General features: G+C 66.1%; 22 protein-coding genes. 12 read left to right on the top strand and 10 right to left on the bottom strand.

Features of this window, described 5'->3' with window-relative positions:
- Positions 1 to 33: 33 nt before the first annotated feature.
- Genes bcsE through AB3X94_RS15855 form a run of 6 tightly spaced genes read left to right on the top strand, consistent with a single transcriptional unit; the run spans position 34 to position 7,369 of the window.
- A complete protein-coding gene (gene bcsE, locus AB3X94_RS15880) occupies positions 34 to 1,983 on the top strand; it encodes a cellulose biosynthesis protein BcsE (protein WP_368612044.1) in 1,950 nt (649 codons plus the stop codon).
- On the top strand, positions 1,980 to 2,192 hold the full coding sequence (locus AB3X94_RS15875) for a hypothetical protein (protein ID WP_176109009.1): 213 nt from the start codon (positions 1,980 to 1,982) through the stop codon (positions 2,190 to 2,192). The genes bcsE and AB3X94_RS15875 overlap by 4 nt, the downstream gene beginning before the upstream one ends.
- The gene (gene bcsQ, locus AB3X94_RS15870) at positions 2,189 to 2,974 is read left to right on the top strand and encodes a cellulose biosynthesis protein BcsQ (protein ID WP_368612043.1); all 786 of its coding nucleotides are present in this window, start codon (positions 2,189 to 2,191) and stop codon (positions 2,972 to 2,974) included. The genes AB3X94_RS15875 and bcsQ overlap by 4 nt, the downstream gene beginning before the upstream one ends.
- Positions 2,971 to 5,502: a UDP-forming cellulose synthase catalytic subunit gene (bcsA, locus tag AB3X94_RS15865; protein ID WP_368612042.1), complete on the top strand. Its 2,532-nt coding sequence runs from the start codon at positions 2,971 to 2,973 to the stop codon at positions 5,500 to 5,502. Before bcsQ ends, bcsA begins: the two co-directional genes overlap by 4 nt.
- Before the next feature lie 50 nt (positions 5,503 to 5,552).
- Positions 5,553 to 7,124, top strand: a complete 1,572-nt coding sequence (gene bcsG / locus AB3X94_RS15860) for a cellulose biosynthesis protein BcsG (RefSeq protein WP_368612041.1) — start codon at positions 5,553 to 5,555, stop codon at positions 7,122 to 7,124.
- Positions 7,121 to 7,369, top strand: a complete 249-nt coding sequence (locus AB3X94_RS15855; protein ID WP_368612040.1) for a hypothetical protein — start codon at positions 7,121 to 7,123, stop codon at positions 7,367 to 7,369. The genes bcsG and AB3X94_RS15855 overlap by 4 nt, the downstream gene beginning before the upstream one ends.
- A gap of 16 nt (positions 7,370 to 7,385) precedes the next feature.
- Here AB3X94_RS15855 and AB3X94_RS15850 read toward each other — a convergent pair whose 3' ends face one another.
- Positions 7,386 to 8,015 carry a LysE/ArgO family amino acid transporter gene (locus tag AB3X94_RS15850; RefSeq protein ID WP_368612039.1) on the bottom strand — a complete coding sequence of 210 codons (630 nt, stop codon included), beginning with the start codon at positions 8,013 to 8,015 and terminating at the stop codon, positions 7,386 to 7,388.
- Between the two features lie 116 nt (positions 8,016 to 8,131).
- On the opposite strand from AB3X94_RS15850, the gene AB3X94_RS15845 reads away from it, so the two are divergent.
- The gene (locus AB3X94_RS15845) at positions 8,132 to 9,025 is read left to right on the top strand and encodes a LysR family transcriptional regulator ArgP (protein ID WP_176109003.1); all 894 of its coding nucleotides are present in this window, start codon (positions 8,132 to 8,134) and stop codon (positions 9,023 to 9,025) included.
- 37 nt (positions 9,026 to 9,062) lie between these two features.
- Here AB3X94_RS15845 and AB3X94_RS15840 read toward each other — a convergent pair whose 3' ends face one another.
- On the bottom strand, positions 9,063 to 10,013 hold the full coding sequence (locus AB3X94_RS15840) for a LysR family transcriptional regulator (RefSeq protein ID WP_176123392.1): 951 nt from the start codon (positions 10,011 to 10,013) through the stop codon (positions 9,063 to 9,065).
- A 117-nt stretch (positions 10,014 to 10,130) separates the two neighbouring features.
- Between AB3X94_RS15840 and AB3X94_RS15835 the strand changes: the two genes are divergently transcribed.
- Positions 10,131 to 11,303 carry a M20 aminoacylase family protein gene (locus AB3X94_RS15835; protein WP_368612038.1) on the top strand — a complete coding sequence of 391 codons (1,173 nt, stop codon included), beginning with the start codon at positions 10,131 to 10,133 and terminating at the stop codon, positions 11,301 to 11,303.
- Between the two features lie 57 nt (positions 11,304 to 11,360).
- The gene (locus AB3X94_RS15830) at positions 11,361 to 12,743 is read left to right on the top strand and encodes an MFS transporter (RefSeq protein WP_368612037.1); all 1,383 of its coding nucleotides are present in this window, start codon (positions 11,361 to 11,363) and stop codon (positions 12,741 to 12,743) included.
- A gap of 141 nt (positions 12,744 to 12,884) precedes the next feature.
- Here the strand turns inward: AB3X94_RS15830 and AB3X94_RS15825 are convergent, their stop codons facing one another.
- Positions 12,885 to 13,409: a hypothetical protein gene (locus tag AB3X94_RS15825; RefSeq protein WP_176108999.1), complete on the bottom strand. Its 525-nt coding sequence runs from the start codon at positions 13,407 to 13,409 to the stop codon at positions 12,885 to 12,887.
- A 419-nt stretch (positions 13,410 to 13,828) separates the two neighbouring features.
- Here AB3X94_RS15825 and AB3X94_RS15820 point away from each other — a divergent pair, with 419 nt between their 5' ends.
- On the top strand, positions 13,829 to 14,386 hold the full coding sequence (locus tag AB3X94_RS15820) for a glycine zipper domain-containing protein (protein WP_176378067.1): 558 nt from the start codon (positions 13,829 to 13,831) through the stop codon (positions 14,384 to 14,386).
- Between the two features lie 257 nt (positions 14,387 to 14,643).
- Here AB3X94_RS15820 and AB3X94_RS15815 read toward each other — a convergent pair whose 3' ends face one another.
- The 5 genes from AB3X94_RS15815 to AB3X94_RS15795 are packed head-to-tail and all read right to left on the bottom strand — an operon-like array spanning position 14,644 to position 19,225.
- Positions 14,644 to 14,985, bottom strand: a complete 342-nt coding sequence (locus AB3X94_RS15815) for a cytochrome C oxidase subunit IV family protein (protein ID WP_176108997.1) — start codon at positions 14,983 to 14,985, stop codon at positions 14,644 to 14,646.
- A gap of 8 nt (positions 14,986 to 14,993) precedes the next feature.
- On the bottom strand, positions 14,994 to 15,701 hold the full coding sequence (locus AB3X94_RS15810) for a heme-copper oxidase subunit III family protein (RefSeq protein WP_368612036.1): 708 nt from the start codon (positions 15,699 to 15,701) through the stop codon (positions 14,994 to 14,996).
- Positions 15,698 to 16,309: a cytochrome c oxidase subunit 3 gene (locus AB3X94_RS15805; RefSeq protein WP_368612035.1), complete on the bottom strand. Its 612-nt coding sequence runs from the start codon at positions 16,307 to 16,309 to the stop codon at positions 15,698 to 15,700. Before AB3X94_RS15805 ends, AB3X94_RS15810 begins: the two co-directional genes overlap by 4 nt.
- A complete protein-coding gene (ctaD, locus tag AB3X94_RS15800) occupies positions 16,306 to 18,066 on the bottom strand; it encodes a cytochrome c oxidase subunit I (RefSeq protein WP_176108994.1) in 1,761 nt (586 codons plus the stop codon). Before ctaD ends, AB3X94_RS15805 begins: the two co-directional genes overlap by 4 nt.
- 13 nt (positions 18,067 to 18,079) lie before the next feature.
- Positions 18,080 to 19,225, bottom strand: a complete 1,146-nt coding sequence (locus tag AB3X94_RS15795; protein ID WP_368612034.1) for a c-type cytochrome — start codon at positions 19,223 to 19,225, stop codon at positions 18,080 to 18,082.
- Between the two features lie 332 nt (positions 19,226 to 19,557).
- On the opposite strand from AB3X94_RS15795, the gene AB3X94_RS15790 reads away from it, so the two are divergent.
- Complete coding sequence (locus AB3X94_RS15790; protein WP_176108992.1) at positions 19,558 to 20,067, top strand: DUF1269 domain-containing protein; 510 nt, start codon at positions 19,558 to 19,560, stop codon at positions 20,065 to 20,067.
- 167 nt (positions 20,068 to 20,234) lie between these two features.
- Here the strand turns inward: AB3X94_RS15790 and AB3X94_RS15785 are convergent, their stop codons facing one another.
- Positions 20,235 to 21,500 (bottom strand): MFS transporter, encoded by a 1,266-nt coding sequence (locus AB3X94_RS15785; protein ID WP_368612033.1) that lies wholly within the window; start codon positions 21,498 to 21,500, stop codon positions 20,235 to 20,237.
- Entirely contained in the window at positions 21,497 to 22,477 is a 981-nt protein-coding gene (locus AB3X94_RS15780; RefSeq protein ID WP_368612095.1) for a PRC-barrel domain containing protein, read from the bottom strand. Before AB3X94_RS15780 ends, AB3X94_RS15785 begins: the two co-directional genes overlap by 4 nt.
- A gap of 549 nt (positions 22,478 to 23,026) precedes the next feature.
- On the opposite strand from AB3X94_RS15780, the gene AB3X94_RS15775 reads away from it, so the two are divergent.
- Positions 23,027 to 24,424 carry an NCS2 family permease gene (locus tag AB3X94_RS15775; protein WP_368612032.1) on the top strand — a complete coding sequence of 466 codons (1,398 nt, stop codon included), beginning with the start codon at positions 23,027 to 23,029 and terminating at the stop codon, positions 24,422 to 24,424.
- Positions 24,425 to 24,553 lie beyond the last annotated feature (129 nt).

Below are 24,553 nucleotides of genomic sequence, written 5' to 3'. Positions count from 1 at the left end.
TCGAATCCAACCCAAACTTCTGGGCGCACTTTCATGCGACGCTGGCTGCGCATGTTCGGCGGCACCGGCGCGCAGCGTCGCGCACGGCAGGTCGGCCGTCTCGCGATCGAGGCCTTGCCGGGCGAATGGGCCGCGCTCGAAGCGGGCAAGCTGTATGCGATCTACGCGGCGCCGCGCACGCCGGGGGGCGACACGCCGGGCGTCGACACACTGATCTGGGAAAGCGCGCGCATCGCGCTCACCCGCGACGTGACGGTTGTGCTCGCGCGTGAACGCGCGGCCGTTGCCCAGCGTTTGCGCGAGCTGGGCTTTAGCGCCAACGCGCCGGCCGCGGGCTGGCCCCGCAATCTGAACGTGCTGGCGATGCCGGCCGTCAATGATGCGCAAGAGTCGGAGCAGCAAGCCGACAGCGCCGCGACGCACGGCAAACTGTTCGGCGGTCTGCGCGCGCTGAAGCGCTTCGGTTTTCGTGCAGGCTCGCTGTATTTCATCGAAGGCGCCGAACGCTGGTTCAACTGGCACGACGCCGCCGCGCTCGCGCACGAAGGCCGCATGCTCGCGAACTGGTGCGCGGCACGGCGTATTACGCTGGTGCTGCTGCTCGGCGTCGATGGAAATGGCGAAGACGATTCACTCGATACACGCGGCGCGCCGGACGGCGTCATCGATGCATCACGCCGCAACGCGTTCCATGCGGCATGCGCGGGCGTCGCACGGATGGAGCGCACGCATGGCGAGCTGCTGTGGCATGCCGACTTCTGGCGCGCGGATCGCACGCTGGTGACGGGCGAAGTCCGCTCGCTGCGCTTTACCGACAGCGGCCACCTCAGCGTCGCGCCCGATGCGCTGGCCAGCAGCGTCGCGCGCGGCGAACGCCTGCTCGCGCGCGACGAGCAGCGGGTCGTCGTGAGCCGCGCGGTGGTGCGCGGTCACGAGGCGTGGCTGCCGCCGCATTGGGAAGTGTGCGCCGATCAGGCCGCGGTGCTGAGCGCGTGCGCCCATGCTCAGGCCGCGACCGTGGTGCTCGATTACGCGGGCGGCGCGCAGCTCGACGCGTTGTGCGCGACGGTTCATGCGCTGCGCCGCCAGGCCGGGCGCGCGCTGAAGATCGTCGTCGTCGAGCGGGGCGAAGTGTTGCGCCATCAATATGAGCTGCTCGTGCTGACGCTCGGCGCGAACCTCGTGCTCGGCCGCGACCTGCCGTTCTCGCGCATGCAGTCGCTGCTGCAGTCGCTGCAGGGGCAACTCCATACGCGGCCGGTCGCCGCCGACTACCGCAGCGCATTGAGCGCCGCGTTGAGCGACGACGTGCGCGGCTATCTGCCGGCCGGCGCGTTCTGCGAGCGCGTGCGCCTCGTGCTCGCACGCAGCGGCGTGTTGCAACTGCCGCATGTGCTCGTGAAGCTGACGCTGCTGCCGCAATGCGCGCACGTCGATGCGCTGAAGCACTGTGTGCCGCGCCGCGCGGGCGACGTGCTGACCGTCGACGCGTCGCATCTGTATGTGTTCCTGTTCGCCTGCCGGCTCGCCGATGCGGACGCCGCGCTGGCGCGGATCATCGATGTGCCGGTCGAACAGCTCGCCGATTCGCTCGTGCACCTGGCAGAGCAGAGCATCGGCGCCGAACTCGACGCGCTGGACGCGGCCAACCGGCGCAACCGGATCGCCGATTACAGCGATATGTTCGCGGCGTCGATGCGTGATGGCGCGCCTTTGAGCTCACCGCTCGCCGCAGCGCCGCACGAAGCCGCGGGCGAAGCGGCGCACGTGGCCGCCGTGCAACTCGCGCAAGTGGAAGTGGCGTTGGTTCATGCGCGTGCCGAGCTCGAAGTCGATGCCGCGCCAACGTCTGCGCCAACCCGGCCTGCCGGATCAGCCGAAGCGAAACCGCTCGCTACTGAGCGCCGCCGACCCCACCCCATGCCACCGCGTCGTCGCGCCGAACCCAGCGCGATGCCGGTGCGCGCGAGGAGCATCGAATGATCGAACTGGTTCTGATGTGTTTCGTGGCCGGCATGGTCGTCGCGCTGCCGATGTGGATCGTCTGGCAGCGCGTCGGCGCGCGGCGCGCTCTTGCGGCCATGCGCGGCTTCGATCCGCGCGACGCGGTGCCGTGCGAGATCGAGCCGGTCGCGCTGCGCGCGCGGCTGTTGCCCGCGCTCGATACGACCCAGGACGAGGTGGCGCGATGAAAACGATCGCCGTCGTCTCGACCGCGGGCGGCACCGGCCGCACCACCTTGACCGCCGTGCTCGCGGTATTGCTCGCGCGCCGCGGCCGCCAGGTCGTCGCGCTCGACTTCGATCCGCAGAACATGCTCGGCGCGCAGCTCGGCATCGACGGTCTCGCGGCTTCCGGTCTGTCGCAGGCGCTGCTCGATGCGGACACCGCATGGCATGCATCCACGTGGCGCAACGCGGACGGCGTGCTGTTCGTGCCGTACGGCGCGGTGTCCACCGCGCAAAGCACGCAGTGCGACGCACGCCTCGCCGCCGATCCGCGCTGGCTCGCCGACGCGCTCGCCGAGCTCGATCTGCCGCGCGATGGCGTCGTGCTGATCGACACCGCGCGCTATCCGTCGCAGCAGGCCGAGCACGCGCTGCGTTGCGCGGACCTCGCGCTGTGCGTGACCCCGCCCGAACCGGCCGCCTGCGCGACGCTGGTCACGCGGCTTGCGGCGCTGCGCGATACATGCGCGCAGCTGCGCATCATCGTGAACCGGCTGAACCCCGCGCGCGACATGCAGCGCGACGTGCTGGCGATGCTCGGCGCGGCGCTCGGCGACAAGCTGCCGCTCGCGCAGCGCGTGCATCTCGATGTTGCATTGCCCGAGTCGTTCGCGCGCGGCACGTGGCTGTTCGACGACGCCCCGCATTCGCAGGCGTCGCACGATCTGCAGGGGCTCGCGAATTGGCTCGACGCGTGGCTCACCGAAGCCACGGCGCCGCTCGATCGGCGGGACGGCGGGTCATGAGCGAACGGGAAACGCGTTCGTTGCGTACGCGAGCGCTCGACTGGGTCGCGCGCGGCCTTGGCGTGCCCGCGACTCGCACGCCGCTCGACTGGTTCGTGCGGCTGTTCTTCCGGCCGCCCGCGGCGGGCAAGCCCGATTACGCGCGCCGCTGGATGCGCGCGGCCCTGCTGCATTTCGCGCTGCAATGGGGCGTGCTCGAACCGCATCGACTGCGCGCATGGCTGTGGCGCGCGTTCGTGCGCGCGCCGCGTTCGTCGTCACGAAGCGCGGCGGCGACAGTGCGGGCGCTGGCCGCCTGGATCGACCGTTGGCTCGTGCCGCTCTGGTTGCTCGGGCGGCGCGGGCGCGAGCGCGTCGACGCGCTGCTGGCGGGCTTGCCGTGGCAGCGCTGGGGCACGCGGCTCGAAGACGCGACGCAGCGCATCGGCCATGTTCGCTGGCTGCTGCCGTTGATGGTTGTCGCGGGTATCGGTTTGTGGGCGGTGATCGGCACGTCGCCACTGCAGTCCGACGGTCAGTTCGAGTTCTTCGCCGTGCTCGTATTCATTGCGCTGATCGTGCGACGCTTTCCGGGCCGCATGCCGGTGCTGATCCTGACCACGCTCGCGATGCTCGCGATGGTGCGCTACGTGTGGTGGCGCGTCACCCAGACGCTGTCGTTCCAGACGCCGGGGGAGGCGATTCTCGGTTATCTGCTGTTCGGCGCGGAAGCGTATACATGGGTGATTCTGCTGCTCGGTTTCGTGCAGACCGCGTGGCCGCTGAAGCGCGCGGTCGCGAAGCTGCCCACCGACACATCGAGCTGGCCGAGCGTCGACATCTACATCCCGACTTATAACGAGCCCCTCTCCGTCGTGCGGCCCACCGTGTTCGCCGCGCAAGGCATCGACTGGCCCGCCGACAAGCTGCGCGTCTATCTGCTCGACGATGGCCGCCGCGAGGAATTCAGAGCCTTCGCGCAGGCCTGCGGCGTCGGCTATCTGACCCGCGACGACAACCGTCACGCGAAAGCCGGCAACATCAATAGCGCGCTCGCCCGCACGCAGGGCGAGTACGTCGCGATCTTCGATTGCGATCACGTGCCGACGCGCTCGTTCCTGCAGACGACGATGGGCACGTTCCTGCGCGACGCGCGCTGCGCGATGGTGCAGACGCCGCATCACTTCTTTTCGCCGGACCCGTTCGAGCGCAACCTCGGCACGTTCCGCCGCGTGCCGAACGAGGGCAATCTGTTCTACGGGCTCGTGCAGTCGGGCAACGATCTGTGGAACGCGTCGTTTTTCTGCGGCTCGTGCGCGATCCTCAAACGCGATGCGCTCGAAGAAGTGGGCGGCATCGCGGTGGAGACCGTCACCGAAGACGCGCATACCGCGCTTAAGCTGCATCGGCGCGGCTACACGACCGCCTATCTGCCGACCGTGCAGGCCGCCGGTCTCGCGACCGAGAGCCTCGCGGGCCATATCCAGCAGCGCACGCGCTGGGCGCGCGGCATGGCGCAGATCTTTCGCATCGACAATCCGTTCATCGGCCGCGGGCTGGGCTTTTTCCAGCGGCTCTGCTACGGCAACGCGATGCTGCATTTCTTCTACGGCGTGCCGCGGCTCGTGTTCCTGACGATGCCGATGGCGTACCTGTTCTTCCAGATGTACTTCATCAACGCATCGGCGACGACGATCGCCGGATTCGTGCTGCCGTACATCGTGCTCGCGAACCTCGCGAACTCGCGCATGCAGGGCAAGTACCGTCACTCGTTCTGGGCCGAAGTCTACGAGTCGGTGCTCGCGTGGTACATCGTGTTGCCGACCACCATCGCGTTCTTCAGCCCGAAGCACGGCAAGTTCAACGTGACCGACAAGGGCGGGCGCATCAGCGAGGGCTACTTCGACTGGTCGACGTCGAAGCCGTATCTGGTGCTGCTCGCACTGAACAGCGGCGCGCTCGCGGCCGGCGTGTACCGGCTGATGTTCGGGCAGAGCGGCGAAACGGCGACGATTCTGATGAACGTGTTCTGGACCCTCTACAACCTCGTGATGCTCGGCGCGGCCTCGAGCGTTGCGCGCGAGGCGAAGCAGGTGCGCGTCACGCATCGCATCGCGATGCGCGCGGCGGCGACGCTGCTGCTCGCGGACGGCTCGACGCTCGCCTGCACGACCAGCGACTATTCGACCGGCGGCCTCGGTCTCGATGTCGAGCCGGGTTTGAACCTGGCGCCGGGCGACAGTCTCGGCGTGTGCCTGAGCCGCGGCGATCGTCAGTTCCATTTTCCGGTGTACGTGAGCCGCTGCGTCGGCCGGCACCTCGGCGTGCGCTTCGACGGCCTCACGCTCGAACAACAACGGCAGCTCGTGCAATGCACGTTCGGCCGTGCCGACGCGTGGCTCGACTGGCATGAGCAAACGAGCGAGGACGCGCCGCTGCTTGGTTTGAAGGAAGTGCTCGCGATGGGCGTCGAAGGCTATTCGCGACTGTGGGGCGGGCTCGCGCGTGCCTGCGAGACACTGCTCGCGCTCGACCGCACCCGCTATTGATACAGCCTGCGCGCATCGTGGCGCGCGCAGGCCAAAGAGAGAACCTGTCGATGACTTTGTGGAACCTGTACTTCATCCTCAAGCTGTACCTGTTCGCGGGCGGCCATCTGCAGCCGCTGTGGCTCGCGAATCTCGGCTTCGCGCTCGCGCTCGTCGTGACTTCGACGCTGCGCCGGCGCGCGCTGCGCATCGTGCGCAACCTGGTCGGTCTCGCGCTCGGCGTGCCGCTGATGTACTACGAGGCGAACGTGCCGCCGTTCTCGCGTCTGTCCGAGGAGTTCGGCAATCTGACCACGTTCAGCTACGGCTACTGGCTCGAACTGGCGCAGCGCTTCCTGCCGCCGATGCTGCTGCTCGCCGCGCTCGGCGCGCTCGTCGGCTATCTGATCGTGAATCGCTGGGTGCGCGTCGCGACCTTCGTGCTGATCGCGCTGGTCGCGGTTCCGCTGTGGCACGAGGGCGGCGTGGTGCTCGCGCAACTGCGTGGAGCGTCGGCGAACGCAGCGGCGAATGCCGGCCCGAATGGAGCGAACAACCCGCTCGCCGCGCAGCCGCTCGACCATAACGCTGCGCTCGCCGCGTTCCGCACGCAGGAGTCGCAACGGCAGGTCAGCTTCGGCCATCTGGCCGCCGATCCGAACGCGCAGTTCGACGTGATCGTGCTGCACATCTGCTCGCTGTCGTGGGACGACCTCGATGTCGCGAAGGCGCGCAATCATCCGCTGCTGTCCCGCTTCGACTATCTGTTCACGAACTTCAGCACCGCGGCGAGCTATAGCGGGCCGGCCGCGATTCGCGTGCTGCGCGCGAGCTGCGGCCAGCAGGCGCACGCGGACCTGTACAAGAACGCGCCGCAGCAGTGCTATCTGCTCGCCGATCTCGCGCAGGCCGGCTACACGCCGCAGACGATGCTGAACCACGACGGCCACTTCGACAATTTCCTGGAACTGATCCACGACAACGCCGGCATTCCGAACGTGCCGCTGATTCCGAACACGAGCGTGCCGGTCGCGATGCATGCGTTCGACGGCTCGCCGATTCGCGACGACTACGAGACGCTCGCCGCGTGGTACGCGCAGCGCGCGAGCATCGCCGGGCCGGTCGCGCTGTACTACAACACGATCAGCCTGCACGATGGCAACCGGCTGCCGAATAGCAACCTGACGAGTATCGATTCATATCCACTGCGCGTGAACAAGCTGATGAGCGACTTCGACCGCTTCGCCGATCTGATCGCATCGTCCGGGCGGCGCGCGGTGATCGTGTTCGTGCCCGAGCACGGCGCGGCGCTGCGCGGCGACACGAACCAGGTCGCGGGCCTGCGCGAGATTCCGACGCCGCGCATCGTGCACGGGCCGGTCGGCGTGCGCGTGGTCGGCTTCCAGGGCAATCATGGGCCGACCACGGTGATCGACGATCCGTCGAGCTTCCTCGCGCTCGCCCAGCTGCTGTCGAATCTCGTGTCGAACAGCCCGTTCAAGCCGGGTGTGAGCCTGTCGCAGTACGCGACGAATCTGCCGCAAACGCAGATGGTCGGCGAAAACGAGGGGACGGTGACGATGAAGACCGCGTCCGGCTATGTGGTGAAGACGCCGGACGGCGTGTGGGTGGACGGCAAATGATGAAGGCGCGCAATACGTCGAATAACGCCGCGCGCGGCGGCTGGCCCGTCGACGATATCAGCGGCCTCGCACTGCGTCTGCCGGAGGTCGAGGCGGGCCGCTATTTCGATGCCCAGGCGAAGGAGGCTTACGAGCAGTCGCTGCTGAAGTGGCCGGTGCTCGCGCGGCTGATGAACCTCGTGCCGCGCGACGAAGCCGAAGCGCAGGCCGCGCAAGATGCGCGGCAAGAATCGGGCGTGGAATAAGGCCCGCGTCGAACGCTCAACGCAACTGCGTAACCGCCAGCAGCAACACCATGCTGCCGATCGCGCCATCCAGCACACGCCACGCAGTCGCGCGGCGAAACAGCGGCGCCAGCATGCGCGCGCCATAGCCGAGCGCGACGAACCACACTGCGCTGACCGTCATCGCGCCGAGCGCGAAGGCGACCCGCGCGCCTTGCGGTTCGCGCGCGCCGGCCGTGCCGATCAACAGAAACGTGTCCAGATAGACGTGCGGATTGAGCCACGTGAACGCGAGCGTCATCAGGATGATCGGCAGCGCGCGTTGCGTGGGCGGGACTTGATCGGCGGATGCGCCGCTCGAACCGTCGAGCACCGCGTGTCCCGGCCGTACCGCGCGGCGCAGCGCGCTGATGCCGAACCAGGCCAGATACGCGAGCCCGACGTAGAGCATCGCGTGTACGAAGCGCGGGTAGCGCTCCATCAGCACCGCGGCGCCGCCGACGCCTGCGCCGATCAGAATGAAATCCGACAACGTGCACAACAGCACGATCTTGCCGACGTGCGAGCGCATGATGCCCTGCCGCAGGACGAACGCATTCTGCGCGCCGATCGTCACGATCAGTGATGCGCACAGCGCCGCGCCGTGGGAGAAAGACAGCCAGTTCATAAATGGTCCGAAAAATGGAAGCAGTAGGGATAGACGGGATATTCCAGCCGCGCTAGTCTGCGTGATTGCGTCACATAAGAGAACCTAATTTACTTAATGCCGATTAAGGAACGCTAATGCTCGACTACGCCTTGCTCGATGCGCTGGCCGCCGTGGTCCGCCACGGCTCGTTCGACCGTGCTGCAAGCGAGCTGAATATCACTGCGTCCGCGGTGTCGCAGCGGGTCAAGCTGCTCGAGGAGCGCGTCGGCAGCGTGCTGGTGAAGCGCGGTCAGCCGTGCGTCGCCACCACCTCGGGCGCGCTGCTCTGCCGCCACACCGAGCGCGTGCAATTGCTCGAAGCGGAACTGAACGGCCGCCTGCCGACACTGCCCGGCGCGCTCGTCGAGCAGTGGCCGGCGCTGCGCGTCGCCGTCAATGACGACAGCGTCGGCACCTGGTTCATCGACGCGGTCGCGCCGTTCTGCGTCGAACGCGAGATGCTGCTCGACCTCGTGATCGACGACCAGGACTACACCGCGCAGCGCATCCGCGACGGCAGCGTGCAGGGCGCGATCACGACGCAGGCCGAACCGGTGCAGGGCTGCCGCTCGACGCGCCTCGGCCGCATGCGATACCTCGCGGTGTGCTCACCGGCGTTTTTCGCGCGCTATTTCGCCGACGGCGTCACGCGCGACAGCCTGCGGCGCACGCCGTGCGTCGACTTCAACCCCAAGGATCAGCTGCAAAAGCGCTTCATGCGGCGCATCACACGCGCGGAGATCGATCCGCCGCTGCACTGGATTCCGCACGTCGCCGGCTTTATGCGCGCGTGCGTGATGAGCCTCGGCTGGGGCATGTGCCCGGAGCGGATGGTCGCCGGGCATCTGCAGCGCGGCGAACTGGTCGAGGTCGCGCCGGGCAAGCATATCGACGTCGATCTGTACTGGCAGAGCTGGCGGCTGTCGATCGGCTGGCTCGACGATTTCAGCGCGATGCTCAGGAAGCGGGCCGGCGAGTTTCTCGATTGACGACACAGCGAAGACGCATGCAGGAACGCTCCGAGCGCTACAGCATCAGTTCGATCGAATGAAACAGCCGGCGCTGTTCGGGGTTCTGCGAGCGCGCGCCTTCGTCGATCGTCTCGCGCAGGCAGTCGAGAAAGCAGGCGGCCGCCGGGCTCGTCGGCGCACCGCGCCGCGACGTGATGCTGATGATGGTTTCGTCGAGCGTTTCGCGCAGCGGCAGCGCCCACAGGTTTTCCTTCGCGCGTATCGCCTCGACGAGCGGCCACGGAAAGATGCTGACCATGTCCGTGTGCGCGAGCAGGCCTAGCACGATCGCGAGCGAATGCGCGAGCACGATCGTGTGCGGCACCCGCATGCCGCGCTTGACGAACAGATTGTTCGACATCGACTCGCGGCTCGCCGGGTCCCAGTTGAGGATCCATTCCTCGTTCTGAAGGTCGAGCAGCGTGCGGCATCCGGCCTTCGGATGGTCGCGCCGCGCGACCACCGCCGCGTGCGTCGAAAAGAGCGGCGCGTTCTGAAACTCCGACTGCGGCGACGCGGGCGGCGGCCGACCGATCGAAAAATCGAGGCTGCCGTCGCGCAGACGCGGCTGCACGACCGCGAGCAGGCCTTCGAAAAATTCCAGTTGCACGTCCGGCATCCGTTCGCGAAAACGCCGCACGGCGGGCGGCAGAAAGGTCAGCGCGACCCACGGCGTGACGCCGATCGACAGCTTGCCGGCCGCGGCTCCGCGCAATGCCTCGATCTCGGCTTGCGCGCGCTGCAACTGGCCGAGCACGAGCCGCGCATGCACGACGAGCGCGCGGCCGAACTCGGTGAACGCGACACCGCTCGCGCTGCGCACGATCAGCGGCGCGTGCAGGTCGGCTTCGAGTTCGCGCATCGCCTTGGTCACGGCGGCCGGCGACAGCCCCAGCGAGCGGGCGGCAGCCCGGATACTTCCGGTATCCGCGATCGCGGCCAAGGTATTGAGCTGATGCAGTTTCATGCGAATCAGGAGGATGAAAGGGGGCAACCAGTGGTTGGCACCCGCAACGATTCTACGCCTGCCTCTCGAAATTCGGCACGGCTATGCTCGGTTCACGCTGACATGGAGACAGACGGCATGAACACGATGGTCATTCCGGCGGGCATCGCCGAAATCGAACAGGAAATGGTCGCGCTGCGACACAGCATCCACGCGCATCCGGAGCTCGCCTACGAGGAGTTCGCGACCGGCGATCTGGTCGCCGAACGCCTGCGGGAGTGGGGCTACACCGTGCATCGCGGCTTGGGGCAAACGGGCGTGGTCGGTCAACTGAAGCTCGGCAACGGCACGCGCCGGCTCGGCCTGCGCGCCGACATGGACGCGCTGCCGATCCAGGAAACCACCGGCCTGCCATACGCGAGCAAGCGGCCCGGCAAGATGCACGCATGCGGTCACGACGGCCACACGGCGATGCTGCTCGCCGCCGCCAGGTATCTGGCGCATGAAAAGAGTTTCGACGGCACGCTGAATCTGATCTTCCAGCCGGCCGAGGAAGGGCTTGCCGGCGCGAAGAAAATGCTCGACGACGGCCTGTTCGAGCAGTTCCCCTGCGACGCCGTGTTCGCGATGCACAACATGCCGGGCTTTCCCACTGGCAAGCTGGGCTTCATGCCGGGGTCGTTCATGGCGTCGTCGGATACGGTGATCATCAAGGTGATCGGCCGCGGCGGTCATGGCGCGGTGCCGCACAAGGCGGTCGATCCGGTCGTCGTGTGCGCGCAGATCGTGCTCGCGCTGCAGTCCATCGTGTCGCGCAATATCGCGCCGCTCGATATGTCGATCATCACGGTCGGCGCGATTCACGCCGGCGAAGCGCCGAACGTGATTCCCGAAACCGCCGAGATGCGCCTGTCGGTGCGCGCGCTGCGGCCCGAGGTCCGCGACCAACTGCAGCAGCGCATCACCGAGGTCGCGACCGGCCAGGCGGCCGTATTCGGCGCGCGCGCCGAGGTCGACTATCAGCGCCGCTATCCGGTGCTCGTCAACGATGCGGCCATGACCGCGCTCGCGCGCCAGGTTGCGCTCGATTGGCTCGGCGAAGACGGGCTGATTCGCGACATGCAGCCGCTGACCGGCAGCGAGGACTTCGCGTTCCTGCTCGAACGCTGCCCGGGCAGCTATCTGATCATCGGCAACGGTGACGGCGAGGGCGGCTGCATGGTCCACAACCCCGGCTACGACTTCAACGACGCCTGCCTCGCGACCGGCGCGGCCTACTGGGTCAAGCTCGCGCAGACGTTCCTCGTTTGACGCGGCGGCGCGCGAGCGCGTTGCCCTCGCAGCACAAGGATAACGATGGAGACACAAATGGACTATTCCGCCACACCGCGGCCCGCGGCCGCCAACGGACTCGATGCGCTCGATGCGTCGCGCCTCGCCGATCAAGCTCAAAAGCGCGTCGGCCACGCAAAGGCGATCGCCGCGATCACGCTCGGCAACGGCCTCGAGTTTTTCGACTTCACGATCTACAGCTTCTTCGCGACGATCATCGGCAAGCTGTATTTCCCGGTCGAGGGACAACTCGTGCAACTGATGCTCGCGGTCGGCACGTTCGGCGTCGGATTCATCATGCGGCCGGTGGGCGGCATCGTGCTGGGCGGCTACGCGGACCGCGCCGGACGCAAGGCCGCAATGAGCCTGACGCTGTGGCTGATGACGCTCGGTTCGGCGATCATCGCGTTCGCGCCGACCTATGCGGCGATCGGCGTCGCGGCGCCGCTGCTCGTGATTCTCGCGCGGCTGATCCAGGGCTTTGCGCTGGGCGGCGAGGTGGGCGCATCGACGGCGCTGCTGCTCGAATACGGCAGCGATCGCACGCGCGGCTTTTACGGCAGCTGGCAGTTCGTGAGCCAGGGGATGAACACGGTGGTGGGGTCGCTGCTCGGCGTCGCGTTGGCCGCGACGCTGTCGCCGGCCGCGCTCGAAAGCTGGGGCTGGCGCGTGCCGTTCGTGATCGGCATGGCGATGGGGCCGATCGGCATCTACATCCGGCGGCATCTCGACGAGACGCTGCCGGGTGTCGAAGATGGCGCGGCAGCGGCTGGTGAAATGGGTGCGCAGCCCGTGGCGCAAACTCCGTCGCTGCCGGTCCGCGACCTGTTCCGCGACCACGCACGCTCGATCACGACCGGCGTGCTGACGACGATCGGCGGCACCGCGGCGAACTACATCGTGCTGTTCTATCTGTCGACATACGCGATCCGCATCCTGCATCTGCCGATGGCGATCGCGCTGTGGGCCGCGTGGACCGGCGCGGTGGTCACGGTGATCTGCTCGCCGTTCGCGGGCGCGCTGTCCGATCGGCTCGGCCGCAAGCGCGTGCTGTGGGTATCGCGCGTGTTGCTGATTTTCGCCGTCTATCCGGCGTTCATGACGATCAATGCTTCGCCGACGGTGCCGGTGCTGCTCGCGGTGGTCGCGGGCCTCGCGCTGCTCGTCACGTTCACTGCGGTGCCGAACATCGTGATGCTGCCTGAGCTGTTCCCGCGCGCGATTCGCGCGACCGGCATGTCGATCGTGTACTGCCTCGGCGTGTCGATTTTCGGCGGCTTCGCGCAGTTCTTCGCGACCTGGCTGATTCAGGTTTCGGGCAGCAATCTCGCGCCGGCGTGGTATCTGATCGGCTGCGGCGTCGTGTCGTTGCTGCCGCTGCCGTTCATGCGCGAGACCGCGGGCAGGGCGATCGATTGACGTGACGGGGACTGCGGTCGGCTGTAAAAAAGAGGCGTGATTATTTCGATCGCGCCTCTTTTGTCATTTGCACCGCGGTGTCAATACGAACACCGCGCATCACCGGTGAATTCGTGACCTGCTCGTTTGATTACGACCGGGCTACGACGGGCCGCCCGCGTCCGCCCTGACTCTGTTGCGCTCCAGTCTCATGTACAGGTTCGCGACGCAGATACCGAAGACGATGTGAACGAACAGGCTGGCGCCGTTGCGCGCTTCTGCAAACCACGGAAAAAACTGGGTCATGCCGTAGAAATTGATCAGGTAAACGAGTACAGCGAAGGCGCCACCCGCCAGTGAAGCCATTCCCATGCTCGAGTCAAGCTTGAATGACGTCATGATCAGACCGAGGATAAGCGCCAATACGATGGCAAGGCCAAAATGCACCACAAAGGCCGCGAGCACGATGCCAATTGAGAATGATTGCGGCGATTGCAATGCGCCTCGTCCCAGCATGATCGCTGCGACCATGCGTGGGGGCTCCAGCAGACTTCCGCCCGTCATCACTGCCATCAGGACAACTCCTAACGCCAGGAACACAGCCCCCGCGATGACGCCTGCCAGCACGGCTGCCCGCCAGTCGGGCTGGCCGTGTGTGAATTGATGGGAACCCATGTGAAGTTGCACGATTTTTCTCCCGATTGATTCGGATAATTCATTCTAGTTCTCTGTGTCGCGAGATTGATAGCGCCGCGTGACTATCGTCATCCCGAGGAATGATCTGCGTTCTGGCGACCACGTAGCGTGCAGCGTGTCAGCGAATCGATAATTAATCTTTTAACTCGCAGTGGAGGGTCAAATGCCTTGATGTCTGCTTTCGGCAACGGCCGCAAGCGTATCCGTTCGGTGTGCGCGAAAGTGATCAACCAGAACGGCGGCAAAGGCGTAATGTTACATAGCGGACTGTTCAGAGTGGACGGAATGGAACCCGATCGCGGCACCATGGCGTAGTCCCGGTGCGTGCCACCGCGTGCACCTTTGCCTCGGCACCGGTGAGGTGGGGCGGCATAGTCTGCTACCGCTAGTCAATGATGGAAGGAGGCCACATGTCACTCATCGTCGCAGCACGCTTTACGACATTCCCCGCCGCTGAAGACGCGGTGCAACGGCTCTTCAATGCCGGTTTCGTCGAGGAGGACGTCACCCTGTTTTTCGTCAATCCGCCCGGCCAGCACGCACGTTTTCAGCCCGGCGGTGGTACCAGCACCGACGCAAACGCGAGAGAGGCGCCGAAGGGTGCCGAGATTGGTGTCACGATTGGCGCAGCGGTTGGCGCCGTGCTAGGCGTCGGGATCTTCGCGGTGTTTTCGGCGCCGCTCATCGTGTCGCTGATCGCAGCCGGGGTGAGTGCGTATGTCGGTGCTTTGGTCGGCGCGATGATGCGCACGCAGGAAGCCAGCGACGAAGAAATCCGTGGTTCCGGCGTGCTGGTGGCCGTACACGTGTCGCCGGACAACCAGTTGGACGCCGCACGGGTGCTGCGCGATGCGGGAGGCGCGGCGATCGAACGCGCGACCGGCAACTGGCAACAAGGGCGGTGGGCCGACTTCGATCCGCTCAAGCAGCCTGTGCCGCTCAGCGAATTCAGTGAGAAGCACGCCTGATTCGAAGGTGTTTTTCGCCGAAATTTTCAGCGAGCCAGGAAACATGAACGGCCCGGCATTTGTCGGGCCGTTTTGTATTTGGAGCGGTGCGTTCCAGGCGCGCCCCCGTGCTGAATGAACCCCCCTGATACGTGCAAGTATCCGGCGGCGGATTCCATGCTTGACGAAACCGATGGAAGTATTGAATGGTTTCGAACATTGTTTCCGTGCTGAACGACTTGATCGAAACATCTGATGTCGGACTGACTCAGCAGCGATCAATGGAAGAAGAGTTCGCGCATGCCGAAGGTGTGATGCGCTTCGGCAGCCATCAGCACCAGCAGCACCAGCAGGCACAGGGGCGGTATCAGGATCGCGTACACCAGCGCCAGCCGCTCCCACATCATGTGCATGAAAATCGACACGATCAGCCCAGCCTTGGCGATCATCAGCACGATGATCAGCGTCCAGCGCAGCAGGCCCTGCACGTGGAAGTAATCGACCATGTACGACAACGTGCTCAGTACGAACAGCAGGCCCCAGATCTTCAGGTAAATGCCGATCGGATGCTGCTGGCCGTGCGCGGCGTCGGGTCGCTGGGCGAGATCGGTGTGGTCCATGGTCTGCCTCACCACAAATAGAACAGCGCAAAGATGAACACCCACACCAGGTCGACGAAGTGCCAGTACAAGCCGGCAATCTCCACGATCTGGAAGTTGCCGTGCTCGGTGAACCCCGGCTGCAGGATCTTGCGTCTTATCAGCAGCAGGTAGATCACGCCGCAACTCACGTGAAAGCCGTGGAACCCGGTGATCATGAAAAAGCACGCGCCAAACTGCGCCGCGCCCAGCGGGTTACTCCAGGGGCGGATACCTTCATGGACGATCAGCTTGGTCCATTCGAAGGCCTGCATCGACACGAAGGTCGCGCCCAGCAGCGCGGTCGCCAGCAACAGTTGGGCGGCGCGCCTGGCGTTGCGCCGGTAGCCAAAGTTGACAGCCATCGCCATGGTGCCGCTGCTGCTGATCAGGACGAACGTCATGATGGCGATCAGCAGCAAGGGCACATCCACGCCGAAGACAGTGAGCCCGAACACCTTGGAAGGGTCGGGCCACGGCACGGTGGTCGACATGCGCACCGTCATGTAGCCGATCAGGAAACTGCTGAAGATGAAGGTGTCCGACAGCAGGAAGATCCACATCATCGCCTTGCCCCACGGCACCTTGAAGGCCTCGCGGTCGGCCGACCAGTCGGTGACGATGCCGCGCCAGCCGTCAGGCCCGGCGTCGGTGGGCGGGGTGACAGCGGATTCGGTCGGGAGCGTGGGCGTGGTCATGGCGCAGCTCCATACAGCGGCCCGCAGATGGCGGCGACGAACCCAGGGGTGATCCACCACATCGCCGCCAGCAGCACGAGCCAGACAGCCAGCAGGAAATGCCAGTAGATGGCGCACAGCGCGATGGCACGCTGGGTCCGGAACGGGTTCCCGCGCTGGAGCCGCGCGATCGTCACGGCCCAGGCCACCAGCCCGCCCAGCACATGCAACCCGTGCAGGCCGGTGAGCAGGTAGAGGAAGCTATTGGAAGGATTGACGGTGACAGTCTGCCCCGCCGCCGACAGCATGCGCCAGGCGGTCAGTTGTCCGATCACGAACACGGCCGCGAGCACACCGCCGGACAGCAGCCATGCCGCGCGGTGCATGGTAATCCGCCGGGCGCGCTGCATGGCGATGCTTGCCAGCACCAGCGCGCCGGTGTTCCACCACAGCAGAGCCGGATGCGGGATCGGCTGCCAGTCGGGCTCGCGCATGCGCATCGTATAGGCGAGCAGCAGCAGTGAAAACAATGTCGTTGCCACCGCCATGAAGATGATCAGGCCGATGCGGCTCGCATTCGGCAAGACAGGCGGCGCGTCAGGAACGAAGGAGCGGCGCAGTGTAGTCATTCACTTGCCTCGCCGGGTTGCAGCGTCGGGTGGGCCGGTGCCGGTTCGGGCGCCGTCTCGGGCGGCTGGTTTTGCGGGACGAAGTCTTCCGCGCGCCCCGGCGGGCTGTATTCGTACGCCCAGCGGTAGACGACGGGCTGCACGGCGCCCCAGTTGCCGTGCACGGGCGGTGTTTGCGGCGTCTGCCATTCCAGCGTGGTGGCGCGCCACGGGTTGCCGTCGGCACGCTTGCCGCGCACGAGGCTCCACACCAGGTTGTACAGGAACAGCAACTGCGCCGCCGCAACGATCAGCGCAACGATGGTGATGAACGTGTTGAGCGTCTGCGCCGAATGCGGAATGAAGCTGTAGCCCTCATATTGGTAATAACGCCGCGGCATGCCCAGGATGCCGAGATAGTGCATCGGGAAGTAGATCGCATAGGTGCCGACGAAGGTAACCCAGAAGTGCACGCGCCCGAGTGTGTCGTTGAGCATGCGGCCCGTCACCTTCGGATACCAGTGGTAGATGCCGCCAAACACCACCAGGATCGGCGACACGCCCATCACCATATGGAAGTGCGCCACCACGAAGTACGTGTTCGACAGCGGAATGTCCACGCTCACGTTGCCGAGGTAGAGCCCGGTCAGCCCACCCAGGACGAAGGTGCTGATGAAGCCGATGGCAAACAGCATCGGCACGGTCAGGTGGATATCGCCGCGCCACAGCGTCAGCACCCAGTTGTAGACTTTGAGAGCGGTCGGAACGGCGATGATGAGCGTGGTCGTGGCAAAGAAGAAGCCGAAGTACGGATTCATGCCGGCGATGAACATGTGGTGCGCCCAGACCACGAAGCTCAGCGCACCGATGATGATAATGGCCCACACCATCATCCTGTAGCCGAAGATGTTCTTGCGCGCGTGGGTGCTGATCAGGTCCGACACGATTCCAAAGGCCGGCAGCGCGACGATGTAGACCTCCGGATGCCCGAAAAACCAGAACAGGTGCTGGAACAGCAGCGGGCTGCCGCCGGCATGCTTGAGCGTCTGCCCCATCGACACCACGGCCGGCACGAAGAAGCTGGTGCCGAGTGTCCTGTCGAGCAGCATCATCACCGCCGACACGAACAGCGCCGGAAACGCCAGCAGCGCCAGAATGGTCGCCGCGAAGATGCCCCACACCGTGAGCGGCATGCGCATGAGCGTCATGCCGCGCGTGCGCGCCTGCAGTGTGGTGGTGACGTAATTCAAGCCGCCCATCGTTGCCGCGACGATGAAGATCGCCAGCGACACCAGCATCAACACGATGCCCCATTCCACGCCCGGCGTGCCCGGCAGGATCGCCTGGGGTGGATACAGCGTCCAGCCCGCGCCGGTCGGCCCGCCTGGCACGAAGAAGCTCGACACCAGCACCAGCACGGCCAGCAGGTAGACCCAGTAGCTCAGCATGTTGAGAAACGGGAACACCATGTCGCGCGCGCCCAGCATCAGCGGGATCAGGTAGTTGCCGAAGCCGCCCAGAAACAGCGCCGTCAGCAGGTAGATCACCATGATCATCCCGTGCATGGTGACGAACTGGTAGTAGTGGTTGGCGTCGATGAAGCTGAACTTGCCCGGAAAGCCGAGCTGCAAGCGCATCAGGTTCGACAACACAAGGCCGACCAGGCCGATGGCGATGGCCGTCAGCGAGTACTGCACGGCGATGACCTTGTGGTCCTGGCTCCAGACATACCGGGTCCAGAAGCTTTGCGGGCCGTGTTCGGGGTGCGCGTAGGTCATTGCGTCTGCTCCGCTAGGGTTGGGCTGCGCTGGTGGCGGCCGAGCCGCCTAGCGATTGGATGTAGGTCACCAGCGTGGTCAGCTCCTGCTCGCTCAGGTCGAACTTCGGCATGATGGGTGCGAAGCCCTTCACGACGCGGGCCGTCGGGTTGCGGATGAAGGCGCGCAGATAGGCTTCGTCCACCTTCGCCGTGCTGCCGTCGGCCATCGTTTCGGTCTTGCCGTACAGGCCCTTCCAGGTGGGGCCCACGCGCGGACTGCCGTCCACGGTATGGCAGGCGAAGCAGCCCTTGGCCTCTGCGAGCGTCTTGCCCTGGTTAGCGAGCGCCTGGGCACCGCCGCCTGCAGCGGCGGTTGCGGCCTGCACCCTGGCCTGCTGCTGCGCGAACGTGCTCTGCTGCGCCAGCCAGCGCGCGAACGATGCTTCGTCTTCCACTACCACCACGCCGCGCATGTTGGCGTGCCCGAGACCGCAAAGCTGCGCGCACAGAATGTCGTAACGCCCGGCCTTGGTCGGCGTGAACCAGAAGGTGGTCACCATGCCGGGCACTATGTTCATGCGCGCGCGGAACGGCGGTACGTAGAAGTCATGCAGCACGTCGCGCGACCGTGTCAGGACCTGGATCGGCCGGTTCAACGGCAGGTGCACCTCGGGTGTCTCGATCAGGTAGTTGTCACGGCCGTTGGGGTCGCCGGGGTTCATGCCGAAGGGGTTGTCGTTGCTGATGTAGCGAACGTCCGTCGTACCCAGCTTGCCACCGGGGCCGGCAAAGCGGAAGCGCCATTGCCATTGCTGGGCGAACACTTCCATCTGCAGCACGTTGCGCGGCGGCCGTATGTAGTCCGCGTAGACGAAGAGTCCCGGTGCCAGCAACGCCGCCACGCCTACCGAGGTCAGGCCGATCAGCCACCATTCCAGGCGCCTGTTGTGCGGCTCGTAAACAGCGCGATGACCCCTGCGGTGGCGGTAGCGCAGCAATGCGATCACGATGAACAGGTTGATCGCGATGAAGAACACGCCGGTGATGACGAGCGTGATCGTCAGCATGTCGTCCATGCGCACCCAGTTCGAGGCGATCGGCGTGGTCCACCACGGGCTGGCAAAGTGAAACCCCACCGCCAATACGATGATCAGGAACAGGGCAATCGCAAGCGACATAGGTCACCTCGCTGCGCGTCACTCGCTGGCAGCCGCTAACAAAAGGCTCCAGGCGTCGGCGCCGCCTTGCCGTACTTCGGTACTGTCCGCGCCGGCACGTCTTTAGACCAAAGGTAGTCCTCTCCTCTGCATCGTGCAAGGCTGCGCAAGGGGGAAGTGCGCCCCATGTATAGGGCGGATGAATGGCGGAGTCGCTTGCTGCGATGCAATGCAAAACGGCCGCCTCCTGCATCGATTTCCCCAGGCCACCTACGCCTCCCGATGGCACGCGGCAGGGGTACGATAAACAGCATCGACCCGTTGGGGGACTCCTTGATTGATGGAGAGCCGACATGAGACGTCTTTATTTCCTCGTACCTGACACGACGACGGCGAAGGCGATCGTAGACGACTTGCTGCGGGCGCGGATCACATGGCGACATATCCATGTTCTCGCGAATCACAGCGTCGCACTCGAACAGTTACCCGAGGCATCCTTACTGCAAAGCAGCGACGTCGTGCACTCGCTCGAACGCGGCGTGGCGCTCGGCGGTGCGACCGGCGCGCTTCTCGGCCTCGTGGCACTGGTGTTTCCTCCCGCGGGGCTCACGATTGCGGGCGGAGCCGTCGTCGCATTGACGTTGACAGGTGCCGGCTTCGGGGCCTGGACGGCCACGATGATCGGCGTCGACGAACCGAACGCACGACTCGAGCGCTTTCGTGGCGCCATACATGACGGCCAGATCCTGATCATGGCCGACGTGCCTGGATCGCGCGAACAGGAGATCGAGCAGATGGTCGCGCATCATTTTCCGAAGGCCGATCTCGAAGGTGCGGAGCCCACGACCCCGATCTTCCCCTGAGAAGCAGTCGAGACGAGACCATCGGTGCCCCTTGCAGTGAAGCCTTCAGAGGGGAACCGTGAGGTTTGCAAGAAGGGGAGCCGCAGCTTTGTTTCGTCACGTTCCGGACAGCCATGAACCTTGCCGCCCAGGTCAGCTCACGCCCCGACTGATGCACCTGACGCGCCTCACCGCGCCGCCGACTTCCCACGCCCGGGCACCGCCGCGCCATTGCCATCGCCGTTGCTAGCCGCCACCACGCGCGTCTCGGGCATCGCCGCCCACACCAGCAGCACCGCGAGGGCACCGGCCGCCGCGAGGCAGAAGAAGCTCACCATGTTGCCGAAGCGATCGGCGACGAAGCCCGCCGCCGTCGTGCTCAGCGTCGCGCCGATGCCGGCCGCGAGTCCGAACAGGCCGATGCACAGGTTGTAGCGGCCCTTGTCGCCGGCGACGTCGGCGGCGATCAGCGGCAGCATCACGCCGAATACCGCGGCGCTCAAGCCGTCGAGCATTTGCACCGGTACCAGCAGATAAGGGCTGCTGATGCCCGCGAACAGCAGCGCGCGGATCGGCAGTGCGGAGAAGCCGAGCAGCAGGATCGGCCGGCGGCCCCAGCGTTCGGCCGAGCGTCCGACCCACGGCGACAAAATCGCGACGATCGCCTGCGGCACGATGATGCACGCCGCGATCACGAGCTGCACGTTGTCGCCCATGCCGGCCGTCACTTCGCCGGCTGCGAGGTTCAGCATCGCCGCGTTCGACAGATGGAACAGCACGATGCACGCGGCGAACAGCAGCATGCGCCGGTCGCGCAGCAGCTCGCGCAGGCTTTCGCGGCGCTCGAGCTGCTCAGGGGTGGGCAGCGCTTGCGGCAGCTCGATGGTGTCGGTGCGCTGGATCATAGAGAGCGCGATCAGCGCGGGAACCGCGAGACCGGCGGTCAGAAAGAACACCGCGCGCGGCGAGTAGTACTCGCCGAACAGACCCATCAGGCCCGCCGCGACCGCGCTGCCGATCGACGCCCAGCGCGCGTTGCGGCCGAGCCGGTCGCCGAGATTCGCGCGACCCACCAGCGCGAACGAGATCGCCGCGAGCGCCGGCGTCAGCATGCAGCTCGCGAAGCCGTGGAACACCTCGGCGGCGATCACCGGCAGCAGGGTCGGGCTCATCGCGAGCAGCATCGCGCTCAGGATGATCGCGGTGATCGCCCATGCGGCCGCCGCTTTCTTGTTGCGCAGCGCGTCGACCGCGGCGCCGCCGGGCACCTGGCTGACCATCGCGCTGATCGTGCCGACCGACAGCACCATGCCGATCTCGCCCTGGGTCCACTTGTGCGACGCGAGGTACGACGCGATGAACGGCCCGAAGCCCGTCTGCACGTTGGCGACGAAGAAGTTGAGCCAATCGAGCGCGCGCAGACTTCGCGCCGTGACCTGAGTGCGGACCGTCATCGGACCGCCCGTGCGTTGGAAACCGCGACGGCCGATGCGGCCGGCGGCGCGGAGGCCGCCGGCGCGGCGTTCGCGGCAGGCTGCGCAGGCGGTGCGGGTGGCGGCGCGGGCGACACCGCGCGGATCGGCTTGTCGGCCACATAGGGCGGCGTCGCGTTGATCTGCGCATCGCTCAGCTCGATCTGCGGATGCAGCTCCTTGTCGCGCGTGACGAAGCGCAGCGCCGACCAGTTCGCGGCGATCGTGCGCCGGTCGGTGCTGACGATGCCGCCGACGTCGAGCACGACCGCCTGCGGCTGTGCGTAGCCGTCGATCAGCACGTCGACCACGCGGCCCACCTTGGCGCCGTTCGCGCGCTCGACGGTCGCATCGAGCAGCGCCAGCTCCAGCGCATTCGTCTTGTTCGCGGCGGCCGGCACTGCCGTCGCGGTGAGTGTGATCGGCGCGCCCTTCGCGGTCGGGGTGAAGTGGAACGTGCCCCACGGAAAGTTCACCTTGCGATCTCCGACGCCGAGGAAGCCCTGCAGATTGACGACCATCTCGCGCGGCTTGCCGGCCGCGTCGGTGGTCATGTCGATCGCGCGGCCGACCACCTTGCCGTCGGGCTTCTGCACCGGGCTGTCGAGCAGCGCGCGCGCGTCGCTGCGCTCGATCGTGCGCAGTACGATCAGCGGCGGCGGTGGCGGGGGCGGCGGCGGCGGAGCCGGCGCGACGACGGGCGGCGGCGGTTCGACCTTGTGCGGCTTGACGACCGGCTTCTTCGGCTTCTTCGGCTCCTCGGGCCCCTCGTTCGCCTCGGTCTCGACCGGCTCGGGCGCGGACGCGGCGACCGGCGCGCTCGGCGGCTCGACCGGCATCACCCGCGCGTCGACGATCGGCGCCTGCTGCGTACCCCACAGCAGGCTGCTGCAACCGGACAGCGCGGCGAGCGCGAACAGCGCGGCCACGGTGCATAGCCAGCGAAACAGTCGAAGCATCTCCAGCGAATCAGGCGAATCGAGCGGTCCAAGCGGTCCAAGCGGTCCAAGCGGTCCAAACGGGACAATCGGCAGGCGCCCGGCGGGGCGCGGAAAACCGCCAGTCATCAGGAAAAACTCCACGGGCAGGTGCGGACGGGCGCGATGAGCCGCCGCGGTTGGAATGGGGTACGGCCCAGAGTTTAACCTGCGCTGCCGCGCGGGCAGGCTTTCACGGACTGGCTTGCAGGCGTTTCGCCGATGCTCTGGCGGTATTGCGCTGCGCGCCGCGTGCCTGCAACGCGATCGCCGAAGTGGGTTCGGCGCGTTTCGCGGCTGCTCGAATGCCGTAGGTGTAAACGCGCGCAGTGCTGGCGCGAGCGACCGTCGCGCAAAAGTTATAAGTCGCGCGACATGTCCGGCATGCCATACATGCGATTGGACGCATAGTTCGCTTCACCTACATTTCGACTCAGAAAAGCGTTATCCACACCAACAAATCCACGAGACGAACCTGATGACGGCCGCGCTGGCGGCCGTTTCAGCGCGCTGATAAAGGAGGCACTCATCATGATGGAACCCCAGGCCCTCGCGAATTCCGACGTCGCGAGCGAATCCTTCGCAACCGAATCATTCCGCGGTAAGGGCTTTATCGACCGCTACTTCGACATTTCCGCGCGCGGCAGCACGCAGCGCCAGGAGATCGTCGCGGGCATCACGACCTTCCTCGCGATGGTTTATTCGGTATTCGTCGTGCCGGGCATGTTCGGCAAGGCGGGCTTCGATACCAGCGCGGTGTTCGTCGCCGTGTGTCTGACCACCGCGTTCGGCTCGCTGCTGATGGGCGTGTGGGCGCGTCTGCCGATCGCGATCGGCTGCGCGATCTCGCTGACCGCGTTCACCGCGTTCGGCCTCGTGCTCGGCAAGGGCCTGCATCCGAACGTCGCGCTCGGCGCGGTGTTCCTTATGGGCGTCGTGTTCACGACGATTTCGGTGACCGGCGTGCGCTCGTGGATCCTGCGCAATCTGCCGACCGGCATCGCGCACGGCACCGGCATCGGCATCGGCCTGTTCCTGCTGCTGATCGCAGCGAACGACGTCGGCCTCGTCGTCAAGAATCCGGGCGCGGGGCTGCCGGTGTCGCTCGGCAATATCACGGCGTTGCCGGCGCTGATGTCGGTGGCCGGACTCGCCGCGATCTTCGGGCTGGTGCGGCGGCGCGTGCCGGGCTCGATCCTGATCGTGATCGTCGCGATCTCGGCGATCGGGCTCGCGATCGATCCGGCCGTGGCGTTTCACGGCGTGTTCGCGGTGCCGTCGTTGAGCGCGCCGGGGCATGCGTCGCTGATCGGCGCGATGGACGTGAAGGGCGCGCTGTCGATGGCGGTGCTGCCGAGCGTGCTCGCGCTCGTGATGACCGCCGTGTTCGACGCGACCGGCACGATCCGCGCGGTCGCCGGCCAGGCGGGGCAACTCGACGAGAACGGCCGCATCATCAACGGCGGCCGCGCGCTGACCGCCGATTCGCTGAGTTCGATCTTCTCGGGCCTGCTCGGCGGCGCGCCGGCGGCCGCGTATATCGAATCGACGGTCGGGGTCGCGGCGGGCGCGAAGACCGGGATGGCGGCGGCGGTCGTCGGTCTGCTGTTTCTGGTCGTGATGTTCTTCTCGCCGCTCGCCGCGCTGGTGCCTTCGTACGCGACCGCGCCCGCGCTGATGTACGTGGGGCTGCTGATGCTGTCGAACGTCAGCAAGCTGCATATGGACGACATGGTCGATGCGATGGCGGGGCTCGTGTGCGCGGTGTTCATCGTGCTGACCGCGAACATCGTGACCGGCATCATGCTCGGCTTCGCGACGCTCGTGATCGGACGCGTCGTCAGCGGCGAGTATCGCAAGCTCAATGTCGGCACCGTGGCGATCGCGGTGGTGCTGGTCGGGTTTTATCTCGGCGGCTGGGCGATCTGAGTTTCGTTGCAGGCAGTCGTGGTTCTCCACCTTGACGCGGTGCGTCGCGGTTCGATCCGCGGCGTGCCGCGTATCTTTTTGGCCGGTCCCTGGTGCCCACCTGTCCTTGACTTCCGCGCCGGTGCTTCT

Origin of the sequence: Paraburkholderia sp. BR10923 (assembly GCF_040948765.1) — a bacterium.
GTDB classification, from domain to species: domain Bacteria; phylum Pseudomonadota; class Gammaproteobacteria; order Burkholderiales; family Burkholderiaceae; genus Paraburkholderia; species Paraburkholderia youngii.
This window is presented reverse-complemented; position numbering and strand designations above follow the sequence as displayed.